At 68.0% G+C, this 23877-nt stretch carries 21 protein-coding genes and 1 tRNA gene; 15 read left to right on the top strand and 7 right to left on the bottom strand.

Features of this window, described 5'->3' with window-relative positions:
* Positions 1 to 61: 61 nt before the first annotated feature.
* Together purF and E5S69_RS28575 are read left to right on the top strand one after the other, a co-directional pair.
* Positions 62 to 1591 carry an amidophosphoribosyltransferase gene (purF, locus tag E5S69_RS28580; protein ID WP_171517810.1) on the top strand — a complete coding sequence of 510 codons (1530 nt, stop codon included), beginning with the start codon at positions 62 to 64 and terminating at the stop codon, positions 1589 to 1591.
* 332 nt (positions 1592 to 1923) lie between these two features.
* Positions 1924 to 3129, top strand: coding sequence for an O-succinylhomoserine sulfhydrylase (locus tag E5S69_RS28575; protein WP_171517809.1), 1206 nt, complete (start codon positions 1924 to 1926; stop codon positions 3127 to 3129).
* Between the two features lie 4 nt (positions 3130 to 3133).
* Here E5S69_RS28575 and E5S69_RS28570 read toward each other — a convergent pair whose 3' ends face one another.
* From E5S69_RS28570 to rpsU, 4 genes are all read right to left on the bottom strand, one after another.
* Complete coding sequence (locus E5S69_RS28570) at positions 3134 to 3445, bottom strand: hypothetical protein (protein ID WP_236901460.1); 312 nt, start codon at positions 3443 to 3445, stop codon at positions 3134 to 3136.
* Between the two features lie 36 nt (positions 3446 to 3481).
* Entirely contained in the window at positions 3482 to 4330 is an 849-nt protein-coding gene (locus E5S69_RS28565; protein WP_171517808.1) for an ABC transporter permease, read from the bottom strand.
* 25 nt (positions 4331 to 4355) lie between these two features.
* Positions 4356 to 5267, bottom strand: coding sequence for a nodulation factor ABC transporter ATP-binding protein NodI (gene nodI / locus E5S69_RS28560; RefSeq protein ID WP_171517807.1), 912 nt, complete (start codon positions 5265 to 5267; stop codon positions 4356 to 4358).
* Between the two features lie 201 nt (positions 5268 to 5468).
* Positions 5469 to 5681 carry a 30S ribosomal protein S21 gene (gene rpsU, locus E5S69_RS28555; protein ID WP_010814647.1) on the bottom strand — a complete coding sequence of 71 codons (213 nt, stop codon included), beginning with the start codon at positions 5679 to 5681 and terminating at the stop codon, positions 5469 to 5471.
* 601 nt (positions 5682 to 6282) lie between these two features.
* Here rpsU and E5S69_RS28550 point away from each other — a divergent pair.
* The 11 genes from E5S69_RS28550 to E5S69_RS28500 all read left to right on the top strand — a co-directional run bounded on the left by E5S69_RS28550 (position 6283) and on the right by E5S69_RS28500 (position 19516).
* Entirely contained in the window at positions 6283 to 6372 is a 90-nt protein-coding gene (locus E5S69_RS28550) for a potassium-transporting ATPase subunit F (protein WP_171517806.1), read from the top strand.
* Entirely contained in the window at positions 6372 to 8189 is a 1818-nt protein-coding gene (gene kdpA / locus E5S69_RS28545; protein WP_171517805.1) for a potassium-transporting ATPase subunit KdpA, read from the top strand. Before E5S69_RS28550 ends, kdpA begins: the two co-directional genes overlap by 1 nt.
* A gap of 41 nt (positions 8190 to 8230) precedes the next feature.
* The gene (gene kdpB / locus E5S69_RS28540; RefSeq protein WP_171517804.1) at positions 8231 to 10402 is read left to right on the top strand and encodes a potassium-transporting ATPase subunit KdpB; all 2172 of its coding nucleotides are present in this window, start codon (positions 8231 to 8233) and stop codon (positions 10400 to 10402) included.
* Between the two features lie 28 nt (positions 10403 to 10430).
* The gene (gene kdpC / locus E5S69_RS28535; RefSeq protein ID WP_171517803.1) at positions 10431 to 11060 is read left to right on the top strand and encodes a potassium-transporting ATPase subunit KdpC; all 630 of its coding nucleotides are present in this window, start codon (positions 10431 to 10433) and stop codon (positions 11058 to 11060) included.
* Between the two features lie 75 nt (positions 11061 to 11135).
* On the top strand, positions 11136 to 13988 hold the full coding sequence (locus E5S69_RS28530; RefSeq protein ID WP_171517802.1) for a sensor histidine kinase: 2853 nt from the start codon (positions 11136 to 11138) through the stop codon (positions 13986 to 13988).
* A gap of 31 nt (positions 13989 to 14019) precedes the next feature.
* Positions 14020 to 14715 (top strand): two-component system response regulator KdpE, encoded by a 696-nt coding sequence (gene kdpE, locus E5S69_RS28525; RefSeq protein ID WP_171517801.1) that lies wholly within the window; start codon positions 14020 to 14022, stop codon positions 14713 to 14715.
* Between the two features lie 174 nt (positions 14716 to 14889).
* Positions 14890 to 15279, top strand: coding sequence for a cupin domain-containing protein (locus E5S69_RS28520; RefSeq protein ID WP_171517800.1), 390 nt, complete (start codon positions 14890 to 14892; stop codon positions 15277 to 15279).
* Between the two features lie 44 nt (positions 15280 to 15323).
* On the top strand, positions 15324 to 16301 hold the full coding sequence (locus E5S69_RS28515) for a tripartite tricarboxylate transporter substrate-binding protein (RefSeq protein WP_171517799.1): 978 nt from the start codon (positions 15324 to 15326) through the stop codon (positions 16299 to 16301).
* A gap of 48 nt (positions 16302 to 16349) precedes the next feature.
* A complete protein-coding gene (locus E5S69_RS28510; RefSeq protein ID WP_171517798.1) occupies positions 16350 to 17516 on the top strand; it encodes an acyl-CoA dehydrogenase family protein in 1167 nt (388 codons plus the stop codon).
* 12 nt (positions 17517 to 17528) lie between these two features.
* Positions 17529 to 18689, top strand: coding sequence for a CaiB/BaiF CoA transferase family protein (locus tag E5S69_RS28505; RefSeq protein ID WP_171517797.1), 1161 nt, complete (start codon positions 17529 to 17531; stop codon positions 18687 to 18689).
* 59 nt (positions 18690 to 18748) lie between these two features.
* The gene (locus E5S69_RS28500; RefSeq protein WP_171517796.1) at positions 18749 to 19516 is read left to right on the top strand and encodes an IclR family transcriptional regulator; all 768 of its coding nucleotides are present in this window, start codon (positions 18749 to 18751) and stop codon (positions 19514 to 19516) included.
* A 135-nt stretch (positions 19517 to 19651) separates the two neighbouring features.
* Here the strand turns inward: E5S69_RS28500 and E5S69_RS28495 are convergent.
* The 3 genes from E5S69_RS28495 to fdxA all read right to left on the bottom strand — a co-directional run bounded on the left by E5S69_RS28495 (position 19652) and on the right by fdxA (position 21480).
* Positions 19652 to 19727 (bottom strand) — tRNA-Asn (locus E5S69_RS28495).
* 242 nt (positions 19728 to 19969) lie between these two features.
* Positions 19970 to 21079 (bottom strand): NAD(P)/FAD-dependent oxidoreductase, encoded by a 1110-nt coding sequence (locus tag E5S69_RS28490; RefSeq protein ID WP_236901459.1) that lies wholly within the window; start codon positions 21077 to 21079, stop codon positions 19970 to 19972.
* A 77-nt stretch (positions 21080 to 21156) separates the two neighbouring features.
* A complete protein-coding gene (fdxA, locus tag E5S69_RS28485) occupies positions 21157 to 21480 on the bottom strand; it encodes a ferredoxin FdxA (RefSeq protein WP_061957871.1) in 324 nt (107 codons plus the stop codon).
* A gap of 366 nt (positions 21481 to 21846) precedes the next feature.
* Here fdxA and pncB point away from each other — a divergent pair, with 366 nt between their 5' ends.
* Both pncB and E5S69_RS28475 read left to right on the top strand, forming a co-directional pair.
* Positions 21847 to 23025: a nicotinate phosphoribosyltransferase gene (gene pncB, locus E5S69_RS28480; RefSeq protein ID WP_171517795.1), complete on the top strand. Its 1179-nt coding sequence runs from the start codon at positions 21847 to 21849 to the stop codon at positions 23023 to 23025.
* Between the two features lie 103 nt (positions 23026 to 23128).
* Entirely contained in the window at positions 23129 to 23815 is a 687-nt protein-coding gene (locus tag E5S69_RS28475) for a LutC/YkgG family protein (RefSeq protein WP_171517794.1), read from the top strand.
* Positions 23816 to 23877: the final 62 nt, after the last annotated feature.

Raw genomic sequence — 23877 nt, 5'->3', positions numbered from 1 at the left:
TCCGGAGGATATGCCGGACCAGGCTGCGCCCCTGAATCAAAGCCTTTCCTGGGAGCTTGGCATGTGCGGTATCGTCGGTGTGGTGTCATCCACGCCCGTCAACCAATTGATTTATGACAGCCTGCTGTTGTTGCAACATCGCGGACAGGATGCTGCCGGCATCGCCACCGCCAACGGCAGTACCTTCCACATGCACAAGGCCAACGGCCTGGTGCGCGATGTCTTCCGCACCCGCAACATGCGCGGCCTGCCGGGCGCCGCCGGCATCGGCCAGGTGCGCTATCCGACCGCGGGCTCGGCTTCCAGCGAAGAAGAGGCGCAGCCGTTCTACGTCAACGCCCCTTACGGCGTGATCCTGGCGCATAACGGCAACCTCACCAACTGGGAACAGCTGCGCGAGGAGATGTTCCGCCGCGACCGCCGCCACATCAACACGCACTCGGACACCGAAGTGCTGCTGAACGTGCTGGCCGATGAGTTGCAGCGCGCCAGCAACGGCATGGCGCTGGACCCCGACACCATCTTCAAGGCAGTCAGCGGCCTGCACCGCCGCGTGCGCGGCTCGTATGCCATCGCCGCGCAGATCGCCGGCTACGGCATGCTGGCGGTACGCGACCCGTTCGGCATCCGCCCGCTGTGCCTGGGCAGCGTCGAAACCCCGACCGGCAAGGAATGGATGGTGGCGTCGGAGTCGGTGGCGCTGGAAGGCATCGGCTACAAGCTCGAGCGCGACGTGGCGCCGGGCGAGGCCATCTTCATCGACCTCGACGGCAAGCTCTACACCAAGCTGTGCGCCGACAACGCGGTGCTGACCCCGTGCATCTTCGAGTACGTCTACCTGGCCCGCCCGGATTCGTGCATCGACGGCGTGCCGGTCTATGACGCGCGCCTGCGCATGGGCGACTACCTGGCCGAGAAGATCCGCCAGGAGGTGTCGGCCGGCGATATCGACGTGGTCATGCCGATCCCCGATTCCAGCCGGCCGGCCGCGATGCAGGTGGCCAACCGCCTGGGTGTCAACTACCGCGAAGGCTTCTTCAAGAACCGCTACGTCGGCCGCACCTTCATCATGCCCGGCCAGGCGGTGCGCAAGAAGTCGGTGCGCCAGAAGCTCAACGCCATGGGCGTGGAGTTCAAGGGCAAGAACGTGCTGATCGTCGACGACTCGATCGTGCGCGGCACCACCTCGTTCGAGATCGTGCAGATGGCGCGCGACGCCGGCGCCAACAAGGTGATCTTCGCCTCGGCCGCGCCGCCGGTGAAGTTCCCCAACGTGTACGGCATCGACATGCCGACCCGCAGCGAACTGGTCGCGCACAACCGCACCCACGAAGAGATCGCCCGGATCATCGGCGCGGACAAGCTGGTGTACCAGGACGTGGAAGCGATGAAGCAGGCCGTGCGTGACATCAATCCGGCGCTGAAGGACTTCGACGCCTCTTGTTTCGACGGCCGCTACATCACCGGCGATATCGACGAGGCCTACCTGGAGCGCCTGGAAACCGCGCGCAGCCAGGCCGACCGCGACGGCACCGGCGGTGACACCGAGCGCTCGCAGCTGCACCTGCAGCGCTCCGGCGGCAACGAGTAAGGGGCCCCAGGCGCGTTGACGAATGCGACGCCCGGCCGTAACATGGCCGGGCGTCGATTTGACAGTCAGCTTGCGGACGCGGGTACAGCCCGAAACAGCTAAAGAGATGGCGGCCAGCAACGATTCCCGATGCGCAGCGCCTTGCCGGCGCCGCGATGCCCGGAAGCCGGCCGCCACAGCCTGAAGCCCAAGGCGATTCGCAGAACAGCAAGCCCGTCGATCCGACCATCCGATCGCACGGGCTTTTTTCATGGCCGCGCGCCGACCACCCGGGGCCGGTGCGCGGCTTGTCGAAACCATCGCATTCGCGCGGGTACGACCGCGCCACCAGCATGAACCAACCGCTCAATCCCGAATCGCTCGGCATCGATACCCTCGGCGTGCGCGCCGGCACGCTGCGCAGCGACTTCATGGAGCACTCCGAGGCCATGTACCTGACCTCGAGCTTCTGCTTCAACAGCGCCGCCGAAGCGGCCGAGCGCTTTGCCAACTCCGAAGAGGGCTACACCTATTCGCGCTTCACCAACCCGACCGTGTCGATGTTCCAGTCGCGCCTGGCCGCGCTGGAAGGGGCGCAGGCCTGCATGGCGACCGCCTCGGGCATGAGCGCGATCCTGTCGGTGGTGCTGTCGTCGATGCAGGCCGGCGACCACCTGGTCAGCTCGCGCGCGATCTTCGGCTCGACCATGACGCTGTTCAACAATATCTTCGGCAAGTTCGGCGTCGAGACCACCTTTGTCGATCCCACCGACCTGGAAGCGTGGCGTGCGGCGATCCGCCCGAACACCAAGCTGTTCTTCCTGGAAACCCCGTCGAATCCGCTGACCGAGGTGGCCGACATCGCGGCCGTCGCGGACATTGCCCACGACGCCAATGCGCTGCTGGTGGTCGACAACTGCTTCTGCTCGCCCGCGCTGCAGCAGCCGATGAAGTTCGGCGCCGACATCGTGGTGCACTCCGCCACCAAGCATATCGACGGCCAGGGCCGCGTGCTCGGTGGCGCCGTACTGGGCACGCACGACTTCATCATGGGCAAGGTGTTTCCGTTCGTGCGCACCGCCGGGCCGACGCTGTCGGCATTCAACGCCTGGGTGCTGCTCAAGGGCATGGAAACGCTGGCGATCCGCATGGAACGCCATTCGTCCAGCGCGCTGGCGCTGGCGCAGTTCCTGGAATCGCACCCGGCCGTGGCGCGCGTGTTCCACCCGGCGCTGCCGTCCCATCCGCAGCACCAGATCGCCATGCGCCAGCAAAGCGGCGGCGGGGCGATCGTGTCGTTCGAACTCAAGGGCGCCACGCCCGAGCAGCAGCGCGCCAATGCCTGGCGCGTGATCGACAACACGCGCCTGTGCTCGATCACCGGCAACCTGGGCGACACCCGCACCACCATCACGCACCCGTACACCACCACGCACGCGCGCGTGAGCCCCGAGGCCAAGGCGGCCGCCGGCGTGGGCGAAGGGCTGATCCGCCTGGCGGTGGGGCTGGAGTCGGTGGCGGACCTGAAGGCCGACCTGCTGCGCGGGCTGGGCGACTGAGGCGCTACTGCACCGTGGCCGGCGCCGCCGGCGCGGCCGGCTCGTCGCCGCCCGCCACCGCTTTCACGCCGGCGGCGGTGACGTCATAGGTGGTGCTGACCGCGGTCGAGGCCACGCTGACCGCCGCCGAGCCCACCGTGGTGACTGTCGACACTGCGGCGCTGCCGACGGCCACGGTGGCGCCGACCACCATGCACCCGGCGAGCAATGCCGTGGCGCATGCGCCTGCAAGCGCCAGCGCGGCGCGCAGCAGGGTAGCGGATGCGCCGCTGTGGTTGCGCAGGGTTCGGCGCAATCGGGGAAGGGAATAGGACATCGAGCGAACAGGTAATTGTTGAGCCAGGCGCCGGTGTCAGCGCAGCAGCCGGCGGCGCAGCAGCACCAGGCACACCACCAGCGCGCCTGCCGCATAGGCGCCCAGCACCGCCAGGTGCAAGCCGGCGCCGTCGACCGGGCGGCCCAGCATCAGCGGGCGAATCAGTGCCACGGCATGCGCCAGCGGCAGGACCTTGGTGGCTGCCTGCACGCCTTCGGGCAGCTGTTCCAGCGGAAAGAACACGCCCGACAGCAGCAGCATCGGGGTCATCACCAGGGTCTGGTAGAACATGAAGAAGTCGTAACTGGGCGCCAGCGCGGTGACGATCATCGCCAGCGCGGCGAAGGCGATCCCGGCCAGCACGATCACCGGCAGCGCCAGCAGCGCCCCCGGCATCTGCGCATAGCCTAGCCCGCCCGCCACCAGCATGATGGCCAGCCCCGACAGCACGGCCTTGCTGGCGGCCCAGGCGATTTCGCCCAGCACCACGTCGCCCAGCGTCAGCGGGGCATGCATGATCGCTTCCCAGGTGCGCTGCACATGCATGCGCGAGAACGCGGAATACATCGACTCGAAGCTGGCCGACATCATCACGCTCGACGCGGTGGTGCCTGCCGCCAGGAAGGCGATATACGACACGCCGTTGACCTGCCCGACCATCAGCCCCAGCCCGAGCCCCAGCCCGAACAGGTAGATCATCGGGTCGGCCAGGTTGCCGATCATCGACGGGATGGCCAGTTTCTTCCACACCATGTAGTTGCGGTACCAGACCATCATCCAGTTGCGCAGGTTGCGCGGCAGCAGCGGCTGCGGATAGGTCTGCCGCACCGCGGTGCCGGAGGCGGAGGCGTCGGTGGCGTCCGCGCGGGGATCCTGTTCGCTCATGTCGTCCCTTGGTTCAGTCCCGCATTCAGTCCCGCATCTCGCGGCCGGTCAGCTTGAGGAAGACGTCCTCGAGATTGGCCGGGCGGTGCAGGTAGCGCACGCCGCTCCTGCCGTGCAGCGCCGCCAGCAGCGGGGCGGGCTCGCGCACGTAGCAGAACAGCGTCTCGCCGCTCATCTCGGTGCGCTGCGCCAGCGGCGTGAGCGCGCCGCGCAGCGTGTCCAGTTCATCGCCATAGATCTCGACCACGTCGCAGCCGATCTGGCTGTCGATCAGCTCGTGCGGCTTGCCCTCGGCAATCTTGCGGCCGCCGTCGATCACGCACAGGTAGTTGCACAGCCGTTCGGCTTCTTCCATGAAGTGCGTGGTCAGCAGGATGGTCTTGCCGCTGGCCATCAGCGACTTCAGCCGCTCCCAGATCAGGTGGCGCGCCTGCGGGTCCAGGCCGGTGGTGGGTTCGTCCATCACCAGCAGGTCGGGGTCGTTGATCAGCGCGCGCGCCACGGTCAGGCGCCGGCGCATGCCGCCCGAGAGGTCGCGCACCTGGGCGTCGGCGCGGTTCTCCAGCCGGGCGAATTCCAGCAGCTTCGGCACGCGGCGCTCGATCTCGGCCGACGACAGCCCGAAGTAGCGCCCGAAAATGCGCAGGTTCTCGATCACCGAGAAGTCCGGGTCGAGATTGTCGAACTGCGGCACCACGCCCACGCGCATGCGCGCTTGCGGCGCGCGCTCCGGGATGGGCTCGCCGCACAGCGTCAGCGTGCCGGCCATCGGCGTGGTCAGGCCCAGCAGCAGTCGCAGCGTGGTGGTCTTGCCGGCGCCGTTGGGGCCCAGCAACCCATAACACTGGCCGCGGAATACCTGCAGGTCGAGATCGTCGACCACGATGGTGTCGCCGTATTGCTTGCGCACCTTGCGCAACTCGAGGATGGCAGTCAAGGCAGGGTCCGGTGTGGCGCCGCAACGGCGCAATTGCCGACATTATGCCGGTCATCGGCGGCGCGCTCAGGTGGCGCGGTGCAGCAGACGCCGCGGTCCCCCGCAGGCGAGCCCCCCGCCCGCGCGCGGGCACAAAAAAACCGCCAGCGAGCTGGCGGTTTTTTCTTGCCTGGCACTGCCAGGCAGCGAAGCGTACTGAAATCAGTACATCTTCTTCGGCAGCATCTGCATGCGCAGGCGCTTGCGCAGGCGTGCTTCGGCGGCCTTCTTCTTGCGCTTGCGCTCGGTCGTCGGCTTCTCGTAAGCGGTACGGCTCTTGAGTTCAACGATCAGGCCAGTCTGCAGAATGGCGCGACGGAAACGCCGCATTGCAACTTCAACGGGCTCACCGGGTTTCAAGACGATCTTAGTCAATTCAGTCCTTTAGGGGATTGCCGCCAGGGCGGCTGGTTCACACGGGGGGAAACTGCGGTCGCCGGAGCGACTGGTATTGCACGCCGGGCTGATGCCCTGGTGCGCCCCCGCGAACCTGAAAGATGTGGACGTTTCAGTCCGTGCAACCAGTGTCAGGGGTGATAGCGCCAGGTCCGAATACAACTGGAGCCTGACAGTACCGGTTTCCATGAATGCTATACGCCCGTAACTATGGCATGTATACGACGACGCTGTCAAGAATGCAGTGCAATGTACGCGTGGCGGCCGGGTGGAGTGTTACCGTTCCAGCACTTAAGGCGAGCCGCCAGGGTCAGCGCGGAGGCGCGAGGCGTCTTTATACCGTTTTTACAGGCGCAGCGGCTCTTTCTATCCCGTTTTTATCCCCGCATCCCTAATCTGGGTGACGTCTGCCACTCACGATTCAGCCCGCTATGGATGCGATGTTCCTGCTCGTTCTGATTGCCTTCGGCGCCGCCAGCGTCGCCCTTATTGCGCTATGCGCATGGCTGTGGGGCCCGGCGCGGCCTGTGATGCCCGCGGACCGGCCGCAGCCGGACGCAGCCACCGGCGGAGAACGCTGATGGACTGGACCGAACTGCTGGCCGGCGTGCTTGCCGTGGCCGTCTTCCTCTACCTGCTGATTGCGCTGTGCCGTCCGGAGAAGTTCTGATGCCGACCGATTTCCCGGGCCTGTTGGCCCTTTACCTGGCCATCCTGCTGGCGCTGGCGCCATGGCTTGGCCGCTACCTGCGCCGCGCGGTCGAAGACGACGGCTTTCGGCTGACCGCCTGGGGCCGTCCGCTCGAGCGCGCGCTATACCGGCTCTCCGGCGTGCAGGGCGGGGCGCAGATGGGCTGGCGGCAATACGCACTGGCCGTGCTCGCTTTCAACCTGCTTGGCGCGTTGGCGGTTTATGCGCTGCAGCGCCTGCAGGGCTGGCTGCCGCTGAATCCGCAGGGCTTTGGCGCGGTGTCGCCGGATTCGGCCTTCAACACCGCCGTGAGCTTCGTCACCAATACCAACTGGCAGGGCTATGCCGGCGAATCGACCATGAGCTACCTGACGCAGATGCTGGCGCTGACGGTGCAGAACTTTGTCTCCGCGGCTACGGGGATCGCGGTGGTGTTTGCCCTGATCCGTGGGTTTGCGCGCCAACGCGCAAACGTAATCGGCAACTTCTGGGTCGACCTGACGCGCATCACGCTGTACGTGCTGGTGCCGCTGGCCTCGGTGATCGCGCTGGTGCTCGCCAGCCAGGGCGTGATCCAGAATTTCAGCGGCAATCGCGATGCCACGCTGCTACGTCCGGTGGCGTACAGCCAGCCGGTGACCGACGCCGCTGGCGCGCCTGTCACCGATGCCCGGGGCCAGGCGCTGAGCCATCCAGCCATGGCGTACACCCAGACACTGCCGATGGGGCCGGTGGCGTCGCAGGAAGCGATCAAGATGCTGGGCACCAACGGTGGCGGCTTCTTCAACGCCAACTCCGCGCATCCGTACGAGAACCCGACCGCGCTGTCCAACCTGATCGAGATGCTGGCGATCCTGCTGATCCCGGCAGCGCTGTGCTTCACCTTCGGCGAGATGGTGAAGGACCGCCGGCAGGGCGTGGCGGTGCTGGCGGCGATGACGCTGCTGTTCGTGGCCATGGCTGGCCTGGCCGCGCTCGCCGAGCAGCATGCGGGGCCGGTGTTGTCCGCGCTGCCGCTGGATCACGCGGGTTCCGCGCTGCAGGCGGGCGGCAACCTGGAAGGCAAGGAAACGCGCTTCGGCGTGGCCGCCTCCGCGTTGTTCGCGGCGGTCACCACGGCGGCGTCGTGCGGCGCGGTCAACGCCATGCACGATTCCTTCACCGCGCTGGGCGGCATGGTGCCGATGCTGCTGATGCAGCTGGGCGAGGTGGTGTTAGGCGGGGTCGGCTCGGGCCTGTACGGCATGCTGGTCTATGCGGTGCTGGCGGTGTTCATCGCCGGCCTGATGATCGGCCGCACGCCGGAATATCTTGGCAAGAAGATCGAGGCCTTCGAAATGAAGATGACCGTGATCGTGATCCTGGTCACGCCGCTGCTGGTACTGCTGGGCACGGCGGTGGCGGTGATGGCGGGCGCGGGGCGCGCGGGGGTGCTCAACCCGGGCACGCACGGCTTCTCCGAAATCCTCTACGCGCTGTCGTCGGCGGCCAACAACAACGGCAGCGCGTTCGCGGGCCTGTCGGCCAACACCCCGTTCTACAACACGCTGCTGGCCGCGGCGATGTGGTTCGGCCGCTTCTGGATCGTGATCCCGGTGCTGGCGCTGGCGGGTTCGCTGGCGGCCAAGCCGAAGCTGCCGGCCACCGGCGGCACCATGCCCACGCACGGCGCGCTGTTCGTGGTGCTGCTGGCAGGCTCGGTGCTGATGGTTGGCGCGCTGACCTATGTCCCGGCGCTGGCGCTGGGCCCCGTCGCCGAACACCTGCAAGGCGTGCTGACCGGCGCCGCGCGCTGATCGCTAGCCCTGACGAATCGCCAATCGCGAACCTGTCTATCATGCAACCCGATACCCTGACCACGCGGCCCCAGGCCGCCACTGACCGCGCCGAGGACGGCGCCACCCACCACCCGGCACGCGCGCCGCACCGCATACTGTCGCCCGAACTGGCGCGCCCGGCGCTGCTCGCGGCGCTGCGCAAGCTGTCGCCGCGGGAGCAGTTGCGCAACCCGGTGATGTTCGTGGTCTATGCCGGCGCCATCCTGACCACGCTGCTGGCGCTGCGCGCGTTCGTGTCGCCGCTGCCGCATGCCACCGAAAGCGCGGGCTTTATCGTCGCGGTCACGCTCTGGCTGTGGGCCACCGTGCTGTTTGCCAACTTTGCCGAGGCGCTGGCCGAAGGGCGCAGCCGCCAGCAGGCCGCGTCGCTGCGCGGGCTGAAAAGTATCGCGACCGCGCGTGTGCTGACCGAGGGCCGCCGCGACGGCGCCATGCAGGTGCGCCCGGCCACCACGCTGCGCCGCGGTGACGTGGTGCTGGCCGAGGCCGGCGACATGATTCCCGGCGACGGCGACGTCATCGAGGGCGTGGCCTCGGTCGACGAAAGCGCCATCACGGGCGAGTCGGCGCCGGTGATCCGCGAATCGGGCGGGGACTTCTCGTCCGTCACCGGCGGCACGCGCGTGCTGTCCGACTGGATCGTGGTGCGCGTCACCACCAATCCCGGCGAGAGCTTTATCGACCGGATGATCTCGATGGTGGAAGGCGCCCGGCGCCAGAAGACCCCCAACGAGCTGGCGCTGACCATCTTGCTGGTCGGGCTGTCGATGGTGCTGCTGCTGGCCACGGCCACGCTGCTGCCGTTCTCCGCCTACAGCGTGGTGGCGACGGGCGCGGGGCTGCCGGTCAGCGTGACCGTGCTGGTGGCGCTGCTGGTGTGCCTGATCCCGACCACCATCGGCGGGCTGCTGTCGGCGGTCGGCGTGGCCGGCATGAGCCGCATGATGGCGGCCAACGTGATCGCCACCTCGGGCCGCGCGGTGGAAGCCGCCGGCGACGTCGACGTGCTCCTGCTCGACAAGACCGGCACGATCACGCTGGGCAACCGCCAGGCCGCACGGCTGCTGCCAGCCCCGGGTGTGACCGAGCGTCAGCTGGCCGCCGCCGCGTGGCTGTCGTCGCTGGCCGATGAAACCCCCGAAGGCCGCAGCATCGTGGCGCTGGCGCGCCAGCAGGCCGGCGTCGAGGCGCCCGGCATGGGCGCGGCGCGGCCGGTGTTCGTGCCGTTCACCGCGCAGACGCGCATGAGCGGCGTCGACCTGGACGAGGGCGCGTCGCGGCGCAGCGTGCGCAAGGGCGCCGCCGATGCCGTGCGCCGCTACGTGGCCCAGCAGGCGGGCAAGTTCCCCGACGCGGTGGCGCATGCGGTCGAGGACGTGGCGCGGGCTGGCAGCACGCCGCTGGTGGTGGCCGAGCTGGTCGGCGCGGAGGTGCGCGTGCTGGGCGTGGTGGAGCTGAAGGACACAGTCAAGCGCGGCATCCGCGAGCGCTTCGGCGAACTGCGCCGCATGGGCATCCGCACCGTCATGATCACCGGCGACAACCGGCTGACCGCCGCCGCGATCGCCGCCGAGGCCGGCGTCGACGACTTCCTGGCGGAGGCCACGCCCGAAGCCAAGCTGGCGCTGATCCGCCAGTACCAGGCAGAAGGGCGGCTGGTGGCGATGACCGGCGACGGCACCAACGACGCCCCGGCGCTGGCGCAGGCCGATGTGGCGGTGGCGATGAACAGCGGCACGCAGGCCGCGCGCGAGGCCGGCAACATGGTCGACCTCGACAGCAATCCCACCAAGCTGATCGAGATCGTCGGCATCGGCAAGCAGATGCTGATGACCCGCGGTGCCCTGACCACCTTCAGCGTGGCCAACGACCTGGCCAAGTATTTCGCGATCATTCCCGCGGCCTTTGCCACCACCTATCCGCAGCTCGGCCTGCTCAACGTGATGGGCCTGGCGACGCCGTCTTCCGCGATTTTGTCGGCGGTGATCTTCAACGCGCTGATCATCGTGGTGCTGATCCCGCTGGCGCTGCGCGGGGTGCGCTACCGCGCCCTCGGCGCCGCCGCGCTGCTGCGCCGCAACCTGCTGGTGTACGGGCTGGGCGGCATCGCGGTGCCGTTTGCCGGCATCAAGCTGATCGACCTGGGGCTGGCCGCGATGGGCTGGGCCTGATCGACGCAAAACCACTTTCGGAGCAACCATGTCCTATCCAATCACGCCCGATGTCGCGCGCGATGCGCAAACCACAGAGCAGGGCGGCCTGATGCGCCCGGCGCTGGTCATCCTGCTGGCGCTGTCGCTGCTGACCGGCCTGCTGTACCCCGCGGCGATCACGGCGCTTGCCGCGGCGGCCTTTCCGCATCAGGCGGCCGGCTCGCTGATCGTGCGCGACGGCAAGGTGCTGGGCTCCGCGCTGATCGGGCAGCCGTTTTCCGAGCCCGGGGACTTCTGGGGCCGGCTCTCGGCGACCGCGCCGATGCCGTACAACGGCGGCGCGTCCGGCGGCTCCAACCTGGGCCCCGCCAACCCGGCGCTGGCCGACGCGGCGCGCGCGCGCCTCGACGCGCTGCGCGCGGCCGATCCCGGCAACGCCGCCCCGGTGCCAGTGGACCTGGTAACCGCGTCCGGCAGCGGCCTGGACCCGCATATCAGCGTAGCCGCGGCCGAGTACCAGGCGGCGCGCGTGGCGCGGGCGCGTGGCCTGCCGCTGGCGCAGGTACGCGCGCTGATCGCCGCGCATACCGACCAGCCCCTGCTGCCGGTGCTGGGCGAGGCCGGGGTCAACGTGCTGAAGCTGAACCTGGCACTGGATGCGCTGCCGGCGCGCTGAGGTGGCGGCGGGCCACGCGCCGGCCTGCATGGCACAATCTGGCTGCGCTCACGCCGCAAAGTGAGCGCGCCCACCATGCCCGCGCCGCGCCCAGCCGACGACCTCCGCCCCGATCCCGACCACCTGCTGCAACGCCTGCAGGCCGACGGCGAACGCGCCGCGCGCGGGCGCCTGCGCATCTACTTCGGCGCCTCGGCCGGGGTGGGCAAGACCTTTGCCATGCTGGCGGCGGCGCGCGCGCTGCGCGAGCAGGGCGGCAACGTCGTGGTGGGCGTGGTCGAAAGCCATGGCCGCGCCGAGACCGAGGCGCTGGCCAAAGGGCTCGAGCAGCTGCCGCGGCGCGAACTGGACTACCGCGGCCGCGCGCTGCAGGAATTCGACCTGGACGCGGCGCTGGCGCGCCGGCCGGCGCTGGTGCTGGTCGACGAGCTGGCCCATAGCAACGCGCCCGACAGCCGCCATCCCAAGCGCTGGCAGGACATTGCCGAGCTGCTGTCGTCCGGCATCGACGTCTGGACCACCGTCAACGTCCAGCACCTCGACAGCCTGAACGAGGCGGTGGCCGGCATCACCGGCATCCGCGTGCGCGAGACCGTGCCCGACGCGGTCTTCGACGAGGCCGACGAAGTGGTGCTGGTCGACCTGCCCGCCGACGAACTGCTGCGCCGCCTGCGCGAAGGCCGTGTGTACGTGCCCGAACAGGCCCGCCACGCGGTGCAGCACTTCTTCCGCAAGGGCAATCTGATCGCGCTGCGCGAGCTGGCGCTGCGCCGCACCGCCGACCGCGTCGACCACGATGTGCGCGCCTACCGCCAGCAAGCCGCGATCGCACCGGTGTGGCGCACGCGCGAAGCCGTGCTGGCCTGCATCGGCCACGGCAGCGATGCCGCGCAGGTGGTGCGCAGCGCGCGCCGGCTGGCCGCGCAGCTGGATGCCGATTGCCATGTGGTGACGGTGTCGGTGCCGCGGCTGGCGCCGGCGCCCGATACGCCCCGCGCGCAGCTCGACGAGGCCATGCGGCTGGCCGAGTCGCTGGGCGCGCGCACCGAGACCCTGGCCGGCAGCGACATGGTGGCCGCGGTGGCCGGCTACGTGCGGCGGCACAACCTGACCAAGGTATTGATAGGCCGCACGCCGGCGCGCTGGCGCAACAGCGGCGGTTCGCTGCCTGGGCGCCTGCACGCGTGGCTGGCCTGGGCACTGGCGCCCTGGCTGGGTGCGCGCGCCTGGCTGTTCGGGCGCAGCAGCTTTGCCGATGCGCTGGCCGCGGCGTGTCCGGAGGTCGACGTGATCCGCGTCGCTGCCGACGGGGTCCGGCATGACGCACCCGATGCCCCCGGCAGCGTGCGTCGCATCGAACCGCAAGCCGGCGAAGCAAGTCCGGCGCAGTGGCCGGGCCTGCTGTGGGCGGTGGCCTGGTGCGCCGGCGCCACCGTGCTGTCGGCGCTGGCGCGGCCGTGGTTCGACCTGGTCAATATCGCCATGCTGTTCCTGCTGGCAGTGGCCGGCGTGGCGCTGCGCCACGGGCGCACGGCCGGCGCCTTTGCCGCCGTGGTGGCGGTGGGCGCGTTCGACTTCTTCTTCGTGCCGCCGCGACTGTCGTTCGCGGTCAGCGACGTGCAGTACCTGGTGACCTTCCTGGTGATGCTGGCGGTGGGGCTGGTGATCGGGCAGCTCACCGCCGGGCTGCGCGAGCAGGCGCAGGTGTCGGTCCAGCGCGAGACCGATGCGCGCACGCTGTACGAACTGGCGCGCGAACTCTCGGCGGCGCTGACCGATGCGCAGATCGTCGCCATTGGCAGCCGCTTCCTGCGCGCGGCGTTCGACGCGCGTGCGGCCTTCTTCCTGGCCGGGCCGCGGGGGCGATTGCTCTCGGCCGTGCCCGATGCCGAGACCGATGACGCGGCCGCGCAGAGCGATGCGATCGACCATGTGCTGGCGCAATGGGTATTCGACCACGGCCAGCCGGCTGGCACCGGCACCGACACCCTGCCGGCCGGCACCGTGCTGTACCTGCCGTTGAAAGCGCCGATGCAGGTGCGCGGCGTGCTCGCGGTCGAGCCGCGCGCCTGGCGCGCCTTGGCGCAGCCGGCGCTGCGGCGGCAGGCCGATGTCTTCGCCACGCTGATCGCGATCGCACTGGAGCGGCTGCATTACGTCGAGGTCGCGCAGCAGGCCTTGTTGACGATGGAATCGGAGCGTCTGCGCAGCTCGCTGCTGGCCGCGGTGTCGCATGATCTGCGCACGCCGCTGACCAGCCTGATCGGCATGGCTGAGACCCTGCAGCGCGGCACCTCGCCGCTGGCCGCGGACGTCGCCGAAACGGTCGGCGCCATGCGCGACCAGGCGCGGCGCATGCATGCGATGGTGGCGAACCTGCTCGACATGGCGCGGCTGCAGAGCCGCAACGTGGCGCTGCGCAAGGCATGGCAGTCGTTCGAAGAACTGGCCGGCGCGGCGCTGGCGTCGCTGCGCGACGCGCTGGCGCAGCACCGCGTGGTGGTGGCGGGCCTGTCGGCGCTGCCGCTGGTGGAGTGCGATGGCGTGCTGATCGAGCGCGTGCTGTGCAACCTGCTCGAGAACGCGGCCAAGTACACCGCACCGGGCACCGAGATCCGGCTGCGCGGCGAGGTGACCGAAGACGCCGTGAACCTGATCGTCGAGGACGACGGCCCTGGCGTGCCGGCCGCGATGGCGCGCCAGGTGTTCGAGAAATTTACCCGCGGCGAGCGCGAATCCGCCACCAGCGGCGTGGGCCTGGGCCTGGCCGTGTGCGACGCGATCGTGCAGGCGCACGGCGGCAGCATCCGGGTCGAGCCGGTTCATGCCGGGACACAGGGCGAGGGGGCCGGCGCGCGCTTCGTGGTTACGCTGCCGCGCGGCACCCCTCCCGTGCTGGAGCCGGAAGCCGCCGGCCTGCCAGCCTGAACCCGCCAAACTTCCAAGGAAGCGACGCGTCATGCCATTCGAGTTTTCGCCCACGGTGCTGCTGGTGGAAGACGAGCCCCACATCCGCCGCTTCGTGCGCGCGGCGCTGCAGGATGAAGGCTGCACCGTGCACGAGGCCGATTCGCTGCAGCGCGGCCTGATCGACGCCGGCACGCGCCAGCCGGACCTGGTAATCCTGGACCTGGGCCTGCCCGATGGCGACGGCGTGTCCCTGATCGGCGAGTTGCGCACCTGGACCGAAGTGCCGGTGCTGGTGCTGTCGGCCCGCACCGACGAGACCGAGAAGATCCGCGCGCTCGACGCCGGCGCCGACGATTACCTGACCAAGCCTTTCGGCGTGGGCGAGCTGGTGGCACGGCTGCGCGTGCTGTTGCGCCGGCACGCGCGCGCCGGCACGCAAGGGCGGGCGCAAGTGGCGTTCGGCGACATTGCGGTCGACTTCGCCAACCGGCAAGTAAGGCGCCGCGGCGAGTTAGTGCACCTGACACCGATCGAATATCGCCTGCTTGCCGTACTGCTGGCGCACCGCGGCAAGGTCATGACGCACCGCGAGCTGCTGCGCGAGGTGTGGGGGCCATCCCACGCCGACAGCAGCCACTACCTGCGGGTCTACATGGGCCACCTGCGCCACAAGCTGGAGGCCGACCCGGCCCAGCCCGCCTGGCTGCTGACCGAAGTCGGCGTGGGCTACCGCTTCGCCGGCTGAGCCCGCGGCCGTTCCCCTCGCATCCCTTTCCGGCTGATCACGCGGCGCGTGAGGACGACGCTCGCGTGTGCCAAGCGCTCCCGGTAAACCCGCAAGTACGTCGAAAACGTTTGACGTGAAAATTCATATGTATAAACTTATATTCATAAACATGAATTTAAGCAGGAGTCTCGCATGCCGGACCAACCCGTGTATTTCGTCTCGACCGACGATGTCGAGGGCTACCACCCCGCCAACCATGTCGGCACGCTCAACCGCCGGCTGATCGCGCCCGAAACGGTGGGCTCGCGCCATCTGGAAGTGATCCACGGCACCATCGAGAAAGGCAAGGGGGCGCTGCCGCACGCGCATCCCGGTATCGAGCAGGTCTGCTACGTGCTGGAAGGCCGCGCCGTGGCCGAGGTCGGTGGCCAGCGCCGCGAACTGGGCCCGGGCGATTGCTGCTTCTTCCCGCCCGACCAGATGCACGTCTTCACGGTGGTCAGCGACGAGCCGGCGAAGATTCTGGTGATCTATTCCCCGCCTTACGAGGAATCCCCCGAGCGCGTGATACGGCCCGCCTGAGGCGCGGTCACGGGCAGGGCACAAAACGACAGGAGACAACCACCGTGAAGTCATTCAAGAACGCTTTTGCCAGCCTGGTGCTGGGATGCGGCGCGGCGCTGGCCGCCACCCCGGCACTCGCCGCCGATGCATTTCCGTCCAGGCCGCTGCGCCTGGTGGTGCCGTTTGCCGCCGGCAGCGGCACCGATGCCGTGGCGCGCCTGACCGCCAAGTACCTGGGCGAGTCGCTGCAGCAGCCGGTGGTGGTCGACAACAAGCCCGGCGCCAACGGCACCATCGCCGCCGAGTTCGTGGCCAAGGCGCCCGCCGACGGCTACACGCTGTTCATGACCACCAACACCACGCATTCGGCCAACCCGTCGCTGATGAAGCAGCTGCGCTATGACCCGGTCAAGGATTTCACGCCGATCTCGCGCATGGGCAACCTGCCGTTCATGCTGGTGGTCAACCCGGCGCTGCCGGTCAAGACGCTGCGCGAGTTTGTCGACTACGCCAAGGCGCATCCGGGCCTGAGCTATGCCAGCGGCAACAGCACCGGCATCGTCTCGGGCGCCACGCTGTCGAAGATGGCGGGGCTGAAGATGCTGCACGTGCCGTACAAGAGCACGCCGCCGGCCATGACCGATGTGATGGGCGGCCAGGTCCAGGCGATGTTCGTCGACTTTGCCGCCGGCATCGCCAACGTGCGCGCCGGCAAGCTGCGCGCGCTGGCGGTGACCACCGCCCAGCGCAGCGAGCTGCTGCCGGACCTGCCGCCGCTGGCGAGCGTGCCGGAACTGAAGGGCTTCGACGTGACCTCGTGGAACGGGGTGTTCGCGCCGGCTGGAGTGCCGGCACCGGTGGTGGAACGCCTGAACCGCGAACTGGTGGCGATAGCCACCAGCAAGCAGCACGCGGCGCAGTTCCACGCGCTTGGCTTCGAGCCGTTCGGCAGCACGCCGGCGGAGCTCGGCCAGTTTGTCGTGGCCGAGCTGCAGAAGTGGGCGCGGCTGGTGAAGGACGCCGGCATCCAGCCGGAATAAGAAACTACCCGGCATCGAACCAGACAACGACAGCAAGCAGGAAACGCGATGAATTTCGATCTCTCCGAAGAACAGGCCTCCATCGTCGAGGCCGTGCAGCAGGTATGCGCGCAGTTCGACATGGAATACTGGGACCGCCTCGACAAGTCCGCCACCTATCCGCACGAGTTCTACAAGACGCTGTGCGAGGGCGGCTGGCTCGGCGTGGCCATGCCCGAGGCCTTCGGCGGCGCGGGGCTCGGCATCCTGGAAGCGGCGCTGGTGATGCAGACCATCTCGCAGTCGGGCGCGGGCATGACCGGCGCGTCGGCGGTGCACATGAATGTGTTCGGCCTGAACCCGGTGGTGGTGTTCGGCACCGACGCGCAGAAGGGCCGCTTCCTGCCGCCGCTGATCGCCGGGCAGGAGAAGGCCTGCTTCGGCGTGACCGAGCCCGACGCGGGGCTGGACACCACCAAGCTCAAGACCTTTGCGCGCAAGGTGCCGGGCGGCTATTCGGTAAGCGGGCGCAAGATCTGGATTTCCACCGCGCAGGTGGCCGACCGCATGCTGCTGCTGGCGCGCACCACGCCGCTGGAGTCAGTGAAGAAGTCGACCGAAGGGCTGTCGCTGTTCTATACCAAGGTCGACCGCAGCAAGATCGAGATCCGCGAGATCGACAAGATGGGCCGTGCCGCGGTCGACACCAACATGCTGTTTATCGACGATCTGTTCATCCCCGACGAAGACCGCATCGGCGAGGAAGGCAAGGGCTTCGAGTACATCCTGCACGGGCTCAACCCGGAACGCATCCTGATCGCGGCCGAGGCCATCGGACTGGGGCGCGCGGCGCTGGCCATCGCCACGCAATATGCCAAGGAGCGCGTGGTGTTCGGGCGCCCGATCGGCATGAACCAGGGCGTGCAGCATCCGCTGGCGCAGGCCTGGATGCAGCTGGAGTCGGCCAACCTGATGATGCTGAAGGCCGCGGCGCGCTACGACGCGGGCCAGTCGTGCGGCGCCGAGGCCAATGCCGCCAAGTACCTCGCCGCGGAGGCTGGCCACAATGCCTGCCAGACCGCGATCCTGACGCTGGGCGGAATGGGCTATTCGCGCGAGTACCGCGTCGAGCGGCTGTTGCGCGAATCGTATATCCCGCGCATCGCGCCGGTCAGCCCGCAGCTGATCCTGTGCTTTATCGCCGAGCGGGTGCTGGGCTTGCCCAAGTCGTACTGAGCGGAGGCGGCGATGCAAGACAAGCCAGCGCAGGCCAGTGTGCCCACCGGGCCGCTGGCCGGGATCCGCGTGATCGACATGACCTCGGTCGCGATGGGCCCGTATGCCACGCAGATTCTGGGCGACATGGGCGCGGAGGTGATCAAGGTCGAGCCGCCAGCCGGCGACGTGTTCCGCCACGCCGAGCCGGCGCGGCACGCCGCCATGGGCGCCAGCTTCCTGAACCTGAACCGCAACAAGCAGTTCGTGGTGCTGGACGTGAAGCAGCCCGACGATCTGGCGGCGCTGAAGGCGCTGATTGCCGGCGCCGACGTCTTTATCTCGAACGTGCGGCCGCAGTCGCTGCGCAAGCTGGGACTGGACGACGCGTCGCTGTGCGCGGCGCACCCGCGGCTGATCTACTGCGGCGCCTATGGCTATTCGGAGACCGGGCCATATGCCGGCGCGCCGGCGTTCGACGACATCATCCAGGCGCGCAGCGGCATGGCCCAGTTCCAGGGTGCCAACTCGAACGAAGGGCCCCAGTACGTCAACACCATCCTCGCCGACAAGGTCGCCGGGCTGACCGTGGCCTATGCGATTCCGATGGCACTGTACGAGCGCGAGCGCTCCGGCCGCGGCCAGGCCATCGAGGTGCCGATGTTCGAGACGCTGGTTTCCTTCCTCGCCGCGGAACAGCTGGCCGGGCAGACCTTTGTTCCGCCGCTCGGGCCGGCCGGCTATCCGCGCGTGATGTCGCTGCACCGCAAGCCGTACCGTACCCGCGACGGGCATATCGCGCTGCTGCCATACACCAGCGCGCAATGGCAGCGTTTCTTCGATGTGTCCGGCCACGCGCAGCTGGCCGGCGATCCGCGCTATGCCACGCCGGCCGCGCGCAGCGCCAATATCGATGCGCTTTACGCCACGCTGGCCGAAATCGTCGCGCAGCGCACCACCGCCGAATGGCTGGCGCTGCTGCGCGATGCCGACATCCCGCACAGCGAGGTGCCGCACTTCGACAGCCTCGCCGACGACCCGCACCTGCGCGCCACCGGCATGATGTTCGAATACGACCATCCGAGCGAAGGGCGCCTGCGCGGCGTGGGCATTCCCACGCGCTTCTCGCGCACACCCGGCAATATCCGCAGCTGGCCGCAGGCATTGCCGCCAGCCCCGGACACGGAGGACTGAGCCGCGCTGCCGCCGCGTACAATCCCGGCCAACGGATACTGAAGTCGAGGAAGCCAACGATGGCAGGAAACGAAGCGGCGGAAAAATCTGGTTACGGCAGCGTCAAGACGGCGCTGCGCGTGATCGAGATCATGGAAATCTATGCGCGCGAGGGGCGCTCGCTGACGCTGACCGAACTGGCCAAGCTGCTGGGCGCACCGATGTCGAGCTGCCTGGGGCTGATCCGCACGCTCGCCTCGCTGGGCTATCTCTACGAGACCGGCCGCCGCCAGGGTTATTACCCGACGCGCCGGCTGCTCGACATCGCGCAACGCATCGCCCGCAACGATCCGCTGCTGGAGCGCGTGCAGCCGGTGCTGGAGTCGCTGCGCGACACCACCGGCGAGACCGTGGTGTTCGGCAAGCTGCAGGACGACGGTCGCGTGCTGTATCTGGAAGTGCGCGAGTCCCCCAACCCGGTGCGCTATATCGCCGCGCCGGGCGAGCTGCGCGATGCGCATGTCAATTCGATCGGCCGCGCCATCCTTGGCACGCTGAGCGCCGGCGCGCGTGCCGAGCTGGTGTCAGGCTTGTCCTTTGCCGCGCGCACGCCGCGCACCATCAGCTCGGCGCAGGCGCTGGAAGCGGCGATGCAGGGCTGGCAGAAGCAGGGCTGGTATCCGAATTTCGGCGAATCGTTTCCCGACCTCGGCGCCATCGCCGTGCCGGTGACGATCGGCGGCGTCGTTTATGGCCTGTCGGTGGCAGGGCCGCTGCATCGGGTGGAAATCAACGCGCAGGGCATTGCCGCGGCGCTGGAGGCGGCCGCCCCATCGCTGCAGGGATAGGGCAAGAGGGACGGCTAGAAGGAGAAAGCGCAGGGCGTTGCGGCCGGACGGCCGGGGCGCTCCGCGTCGAGCCTTGGAACGGGCATCCGGAAAACGAAAAAGCCCGGTGCGTTTGCACCGGGCTTCCGTATCGGTTGGCTCCCCGACCTGGGCTCGAACCAGGGACCTGCGGATTAACAGTCCGTCGCTCTACCGACTGAGCTATCGGGGAACAGCTGAGAAAGAAATTATAGCCAGTTTCTCATTTCTTCGTCAACACCCTTTCGACATTTAGTTCTGGTCGGAGCGTGCCGGGAAGGCTGGCTTGCTGCCGGGGCAGGCGGTGCAAAGGGCTTATAGCCAGCTTCGGACCGTCGCGCTGAACAGCGAGGCCGCATTATAGCGACGGTTCCGGCTTGGTGCCAGAAAAAAACCGCCACGTGGGCGGTTTCTTCGTGCGGGTGCCGCGCGAGGTCAGTCGAACACCGGCGATTCCACGCCCAGCACCTTGTGCAGCTTCGGCGAGGTGGTGGTGTACTGCATGTGGATCTTCTTCTCCGGGAAGATATACGGCGCAGCACCGAACGCGGCCAGCGCGGCCTCGTGGAAGCCCGACAGGATCAGCTTCTTCTTGCCGGGGTAGGTGTTGATGTCGCCGACCGCGAAGATGCCGGGGATGTTGGTCTGGAATTTCTCCGTGTCCACCTTGATCTGCTTGCGCTCGAGGTCCAGGCCCCATTCTGCGATGGGGCCCAGCTTGGGCGACAGCCCGAAGAACACCAGCAGGTCGTCCAGCGGCAGTCGGCGGGTCACGCCGTCGGCGCCGGTCACCTTGATCTCGGTGAGCACGCCGTCCTTCTCTTCATAGCCGCCGATCTGGCCGACCACGAACTGCATTTCCATCTGCTCGCACAGTTCCTTCATCTTGGCGACCGACGCCGGCGCGGCGCGGAAGCCGTCGCGGCGGTGGATCATCACCACCGACTCGGCCTTGCCGACCAGGTCCAGGGTCCAGTCCAGCGCCGAGTCGCCGCCGCCGACGATCACCAGGTTGCGGCCGTGGAAACGGCTCGGGTCCTTGACGCGGTAGAACAGCTGCTTGCCGTCGAACTTGTCGATGCCGTCGACCTTCAGTGTGCGCGGCTGGAACGAGCCCACGCCGGCGGCGATGAAAATGGTCTTGGTGATAAAGCGCGTGCCGAGCGAGGTCTCGACGAAAAAGCGGCCGTCGTCACGGCGCTCGACCACGGCGACTTCCTGGCCCAGGTGGAAGGTTGGCTCGAACGGCTCGATCTGCTTGAGCAGGTTGTCGGTCAGTTCCTGGCCGGTGCAGCTGGGCACCGCCGGGATGTCATAAATGGGCTTGTCCGGATACAGCTCCACGCATTGCCCGCCGACCACCTTCAGGGAATCGATCACATGGGCCTTGATTTCGAGCAGGCCCAGTTCGAACACCTGGAACAGGCCCACCGGACCCGCACCGACGATCAGCGCATCGATTTCCAGCGGCTGGCCGCCGGCCGGGCTGGCGCCGTCGACCTGCCTGGTCGTGTCGGCGACGGGATTTGGAATGCTCAAGTCCATATTCGTCCTGATACGTTTGCGTGGGCCACGGGTGCCCGGTATTGCGGAAAGCGCGTGGGGACGGCCTTCGGGTTCGGTCAGCGCTGCAGGTACTGCAGCTTGTCGGTGGCGTCCTTCCACTCCTCGGCCTCGGCCAGCGGGGCCTTGGTCTTGGTGATGGAGGGCCAGTTGCGCGCCAGCTCGGCGTTCAGTTCGATAAATTGCTGCTGGTCGCCCGGTACGTCTTCCTCGGCGTAAATGGCGTTCACCGGGCACTCGGCCACGCACACGGCGCAGTCGATGCACTCATCGGGGTCGATGGCCAGGAAGTTGGGGCCTTCGCGGAAACAATCGACCGGACACACGTCAACGCAGTCTGTGTAGCGGCAACGGATGCAGGATTCGGTGACAACGTGAGTCATTTCGGTTCCAGGAAAACGGGTCGGCTTTTAATGGGAAACTATGGGGCCGTTTTTTGCCGGCGTGACGCGCCGCATCCATCACATTGAGGTGCCCGCATGCCGCATGGCAGCATGGGCTGGGCGAGCGCCGGCCGAGGCCTTTCGGAAACCGATATTGTAGCCGAGCCTTCTGGCAAGGATAGCGGGTCTATATAGCTGGATCAGATAGTTTTCTTATTTCTTTATGTACTTTTGATTTAACGCATGGTGGCCGACGAGCGGGTTTGACAGTACGGGGGCATGCTGCGCAGCAACACCTGGCCAGCCGGCAGCGGACAGACTTCAGGTAGCATGGCGTTCTGACCCGGCATCGCCGTCTGGCTCGCTATGATCATCCAGTCTCTGCTCGACACCGACCTGTACAAATTCACGATGATGCAGGTGGTGCTGCATCAGTTCCCGCAAGCGCAAGTGGAATACCGCTTCAAGTGCCGCAACGCGGGCATCGATCTCACGCCGTATATCGACGAGATCCGCGCCGAGCTGGCGCACCTGTGCCAGCTGCGCTTCACCGACGACGAGCTGGCCTACCTGCGCGGGCTGCGCTTCATCAAGAGCGATTTCGTCGATTTCCTCGGGCTGTTCCACCTGAACGAGAAATATGTCTCGGTGCGCCCGTCGCCGCAGGGCAACGGCGAGATCGAGATTTCCATCATCGGCCCGTGGCTGCACACCATCCTGTTCGAAGTGCCGGTGCTGGCCATCGTCAATGAAGTCTACTTCCGCCGCACCCAGCCGCGGCCCGACCTGGCCGAAGGACGCCGCCGCCTGGAAGACAAGCTGGCGCTGCTGAAGACGCCCGCGCTGAACGATTGCGTGATCGCCGACTACGGCACGCGCCGGCGCTTCTCGCGCGACTGGCAGGAAGAGGTGCTGCAGACCATGCGGCGCCTGCTCGGCCCGCAACTGGCCGGCACCAGCAACGTCCATTTCGCGCGCCTGCACAATATGGTGCCGCTGGGCACGATGGCGCATGAATACCTGCAGGCCTGCCAGGCGCTGGGGCCGCGGCTGCGCGACTCGCAGGTGTTTGCGCTGGAGCGCTGGGCGCGCGAATATCGCGGCGACCTCGGCATCGCGCTGTCGGATACCTATGGCTTCGACGCTTTCCTGCGCGACTTCGACCTGTATTTCTGCAAGCTCTTCGACGGCGTGCGCCATGATTCCGGCGATCCGGTGCTGTGGGGCGAACGCATGGTGGCTCACTATGCCGCCAGCCGCGTCGACCCGCGCACCAAGACGCTGATCTTCAGCGACAGCCTGGACATCCCGCGCGTGATCGAGCTATATCAACGCTTCCATGGCCGCTGCCGGCTGGCGTTCGGCGTCGGCACCAACCTGACCAATGACCTGGGCTACACGCCGCTGCAGATCGTGCTGAAGATGGTGCGCTGTAACGGACAGCCGGTGGCCAAGCTGTCGGACACGCCCGAAAAGACCATGTGCGACGATCCCGGCTACCTGGCCTACCTGCGCCAGGTGTACTCGGTGCAGTCCGCCCCTTAGCGACATTCAACCGGTGCGTCGGCCGCGACACCATGCTGGCGCGGCGCTCGCCCCTATAATCGGCGCATCGCGCTTTTTGCGCCTAGCTATCCCAGCCAGCCCTATGGAAACCAACGACGCCCGCGACCGCATCTTTACCCGCATCCGAGCCGCCCAGGGCAGGCCGGTACGGCCGAGCGCGGGGGAACGCGGCGCCGTCGCCGATTACCTGGCTCGCCACCCGCAGGGCCCGCGTCCGGCGGCCATGCCTGACCTGGCCGAAGCCTTCCTGGCGCAGGCCCAGCGCATGGCCTCGACCGTGGACCGCGTCGCGGCCATCGAAGACGTGCCCGCCGCCACGGCGCGCTATCTCGACAGCCTGGGGCTGGTGCGCCGCGCGGTCGCGTGGGACGAATTTGGCCCGCTGTCGTGGCACGCCGCGGGCCTGGCAGTGGAATGCCGCCCGCCGGTGCGGGACGCCGTGGCCGACCGCGAGCATGGCGACCTGGTCGGCATCACCGGCTGCTTCTGTGCGATCGCCGAGACCGGTTCGCTGATGCTGCTGTCCGGGCCCACCACCTTCGCCTCGGCCGCGCTGCTGCCCGAGACCCATGTGGCGGTGGTGCCGCGCTCGCGCATCGTCGCCGGCCTGGAAGACGCGTTTGCGCTGGTGCGCAGCGAACGCGGCGAGCTGCCGCGTGCGACCAATATCATCAGTGGGCCCTCGCGCACGGGCGATATCGAGCAGACCATCGTGCTCGGCGCCCATGGTCCGTACCGTGTGCACGTGATCCTGGTCGACGGGGCCTGAGCCACGCGGGGCGCGCGCGGCGCGCCGCCGTCCGAAAAGGCACGCCGCGAGGGTAATCGCGG

Source organism: Cupriavidus necator, assembly GCF_013141915.1.
Lineage (GTDB): Bacteria > Pseudomonadota > Gammaproteobacteria > Burkholderiales > Burkholderiaceae > Cupriavidus > Cupriavidus necator_B.
The sequence above is the reverse complement of the archived record's forward strand: the minus strand, read 5'-3'. Positions and strand labels throughout refer to the sequence as shown.

Bases quoted from the DNA above. Each gene is read 5' to 3' on its own strand.
- purF (WP_171517810.1), top strand. From the start codon at position 62: ATGTGCGGTATCGTCGGTGTGGTGTCATCCACGCCCGTCAACCAATTG.
- E5S69_RS28575 (WP_171517809.1), top strand. From the start codon at position 1,924: ATGAACCAACCGCTCAATCCCGAATCGCTCGGCATCGATACCCTCGGC.
- E5S69_RS28570 (WP_236901460.1), bottom strand. From the start codon at position 3,445: ATGTCCTATTCCCTTCCCCGATTGCGCCGAACCCTGCGCAACCACAGC.
- E5S69_RS28565 (WP_171517808.1), bottom strand. From the start codon at position 4,330: ATGAGCGAACAGGATCCCCGCGCGGACGCCACCGACGCCTCCGCCTCC.
- E5S69_RS28550 (WP_171517806.1), top strand. From the start codon at position 6,283: ATGGACTGGACCGAACTGCTGGCCGGCGTGCTTGCCGTGGCCGTCTTC.
- kdpA (WP_171517805.1), top strand. From the start codon at position 6,372: ATGCCGACCGATTTCCCGGGCCTGTTGGCCCTTTACCTGGCCATCCTG.
- kdpB (WP_171517804.1), top strand. From the start codon at position 8,231: ATGCAACCCGATACCCTGACCACGCGGCCCCAGGCCGCCACTGACCGC.
- kdpC (WP_171517803.1), top strand. From the start codon at position 10,431: ATGTCCTATCCAATCACGCCCGATGTCGCGCGCGATGCGCAAACCACA.
- E5S69_RS28530 (WP_171517802.1), top strand. From the start codon at position 11,136: ATGCCCGCGCCGCGCCCAGCCGACGACCTCCGCCCCGATCCCGACCAC.
- kdpE (WP_171517801.1), top strand. From the start codon at position 14,020: ATGCCATTCGAGTTTTCGCCCACGGTGCTGCTGGTGGAAGACGAGCCC.
- E5S69_RS28520 (WP_171517800.1), top strand. From the start codon at position 14,890: ATGCCGGACCAACCCGTGTATTTCGTCTCGACCGACGATGTCGAGGGC.
- E5S69_RS28510 (WP_171517798.1), top strand. From the start codon at position 16,350: ATGAATTTCGATCTCTCCGAAGAACAGGCCTCCATCGTCGAGGCCGTG.
- E5S69_RS28505 (WP_171517797.1), top strand. From the start codon at position 17,529: ATGCAAGACAAGCCAGCGCAGGCCAGTGTGCCCACCGGGCCGCTGGCC.
- E5S69_RS28500 (WP_171517796.1), top strand. From the start codon at position 18,749: ATGGCAGGAAACGAAGCGGCGGAAAAATCTGGTTACGGCAGCGTCAAG.
- E5S69_RS28490 (WP_236901459.1), bottom strand. From the start codon at position 21,079: ATGGACTTGAGCATTCCAAATCCCGTCGCCGACACGACCAGGCAGGTC.
- fdxA (WP_061957871.1), bottom strand. From the start codon at position 21,480: ATGACTCACGTTGTCACCGAATCCTGCATCCGTTGCCGCTACACAGAC.
- pncB (WP_171517795.1), top strand. From the start codon at position 21,847: ATGATCATCCAGTCTCTGCTCGACACCGACCTGTACAAATTCACGATG.
- E5S69_RS28475 (WP_171517794.1), top strand. From the start codon at position 23,129: ATGGAAACCAACGACGCCCGCGACCGCATCTTTACCCGCATCCGAGCC.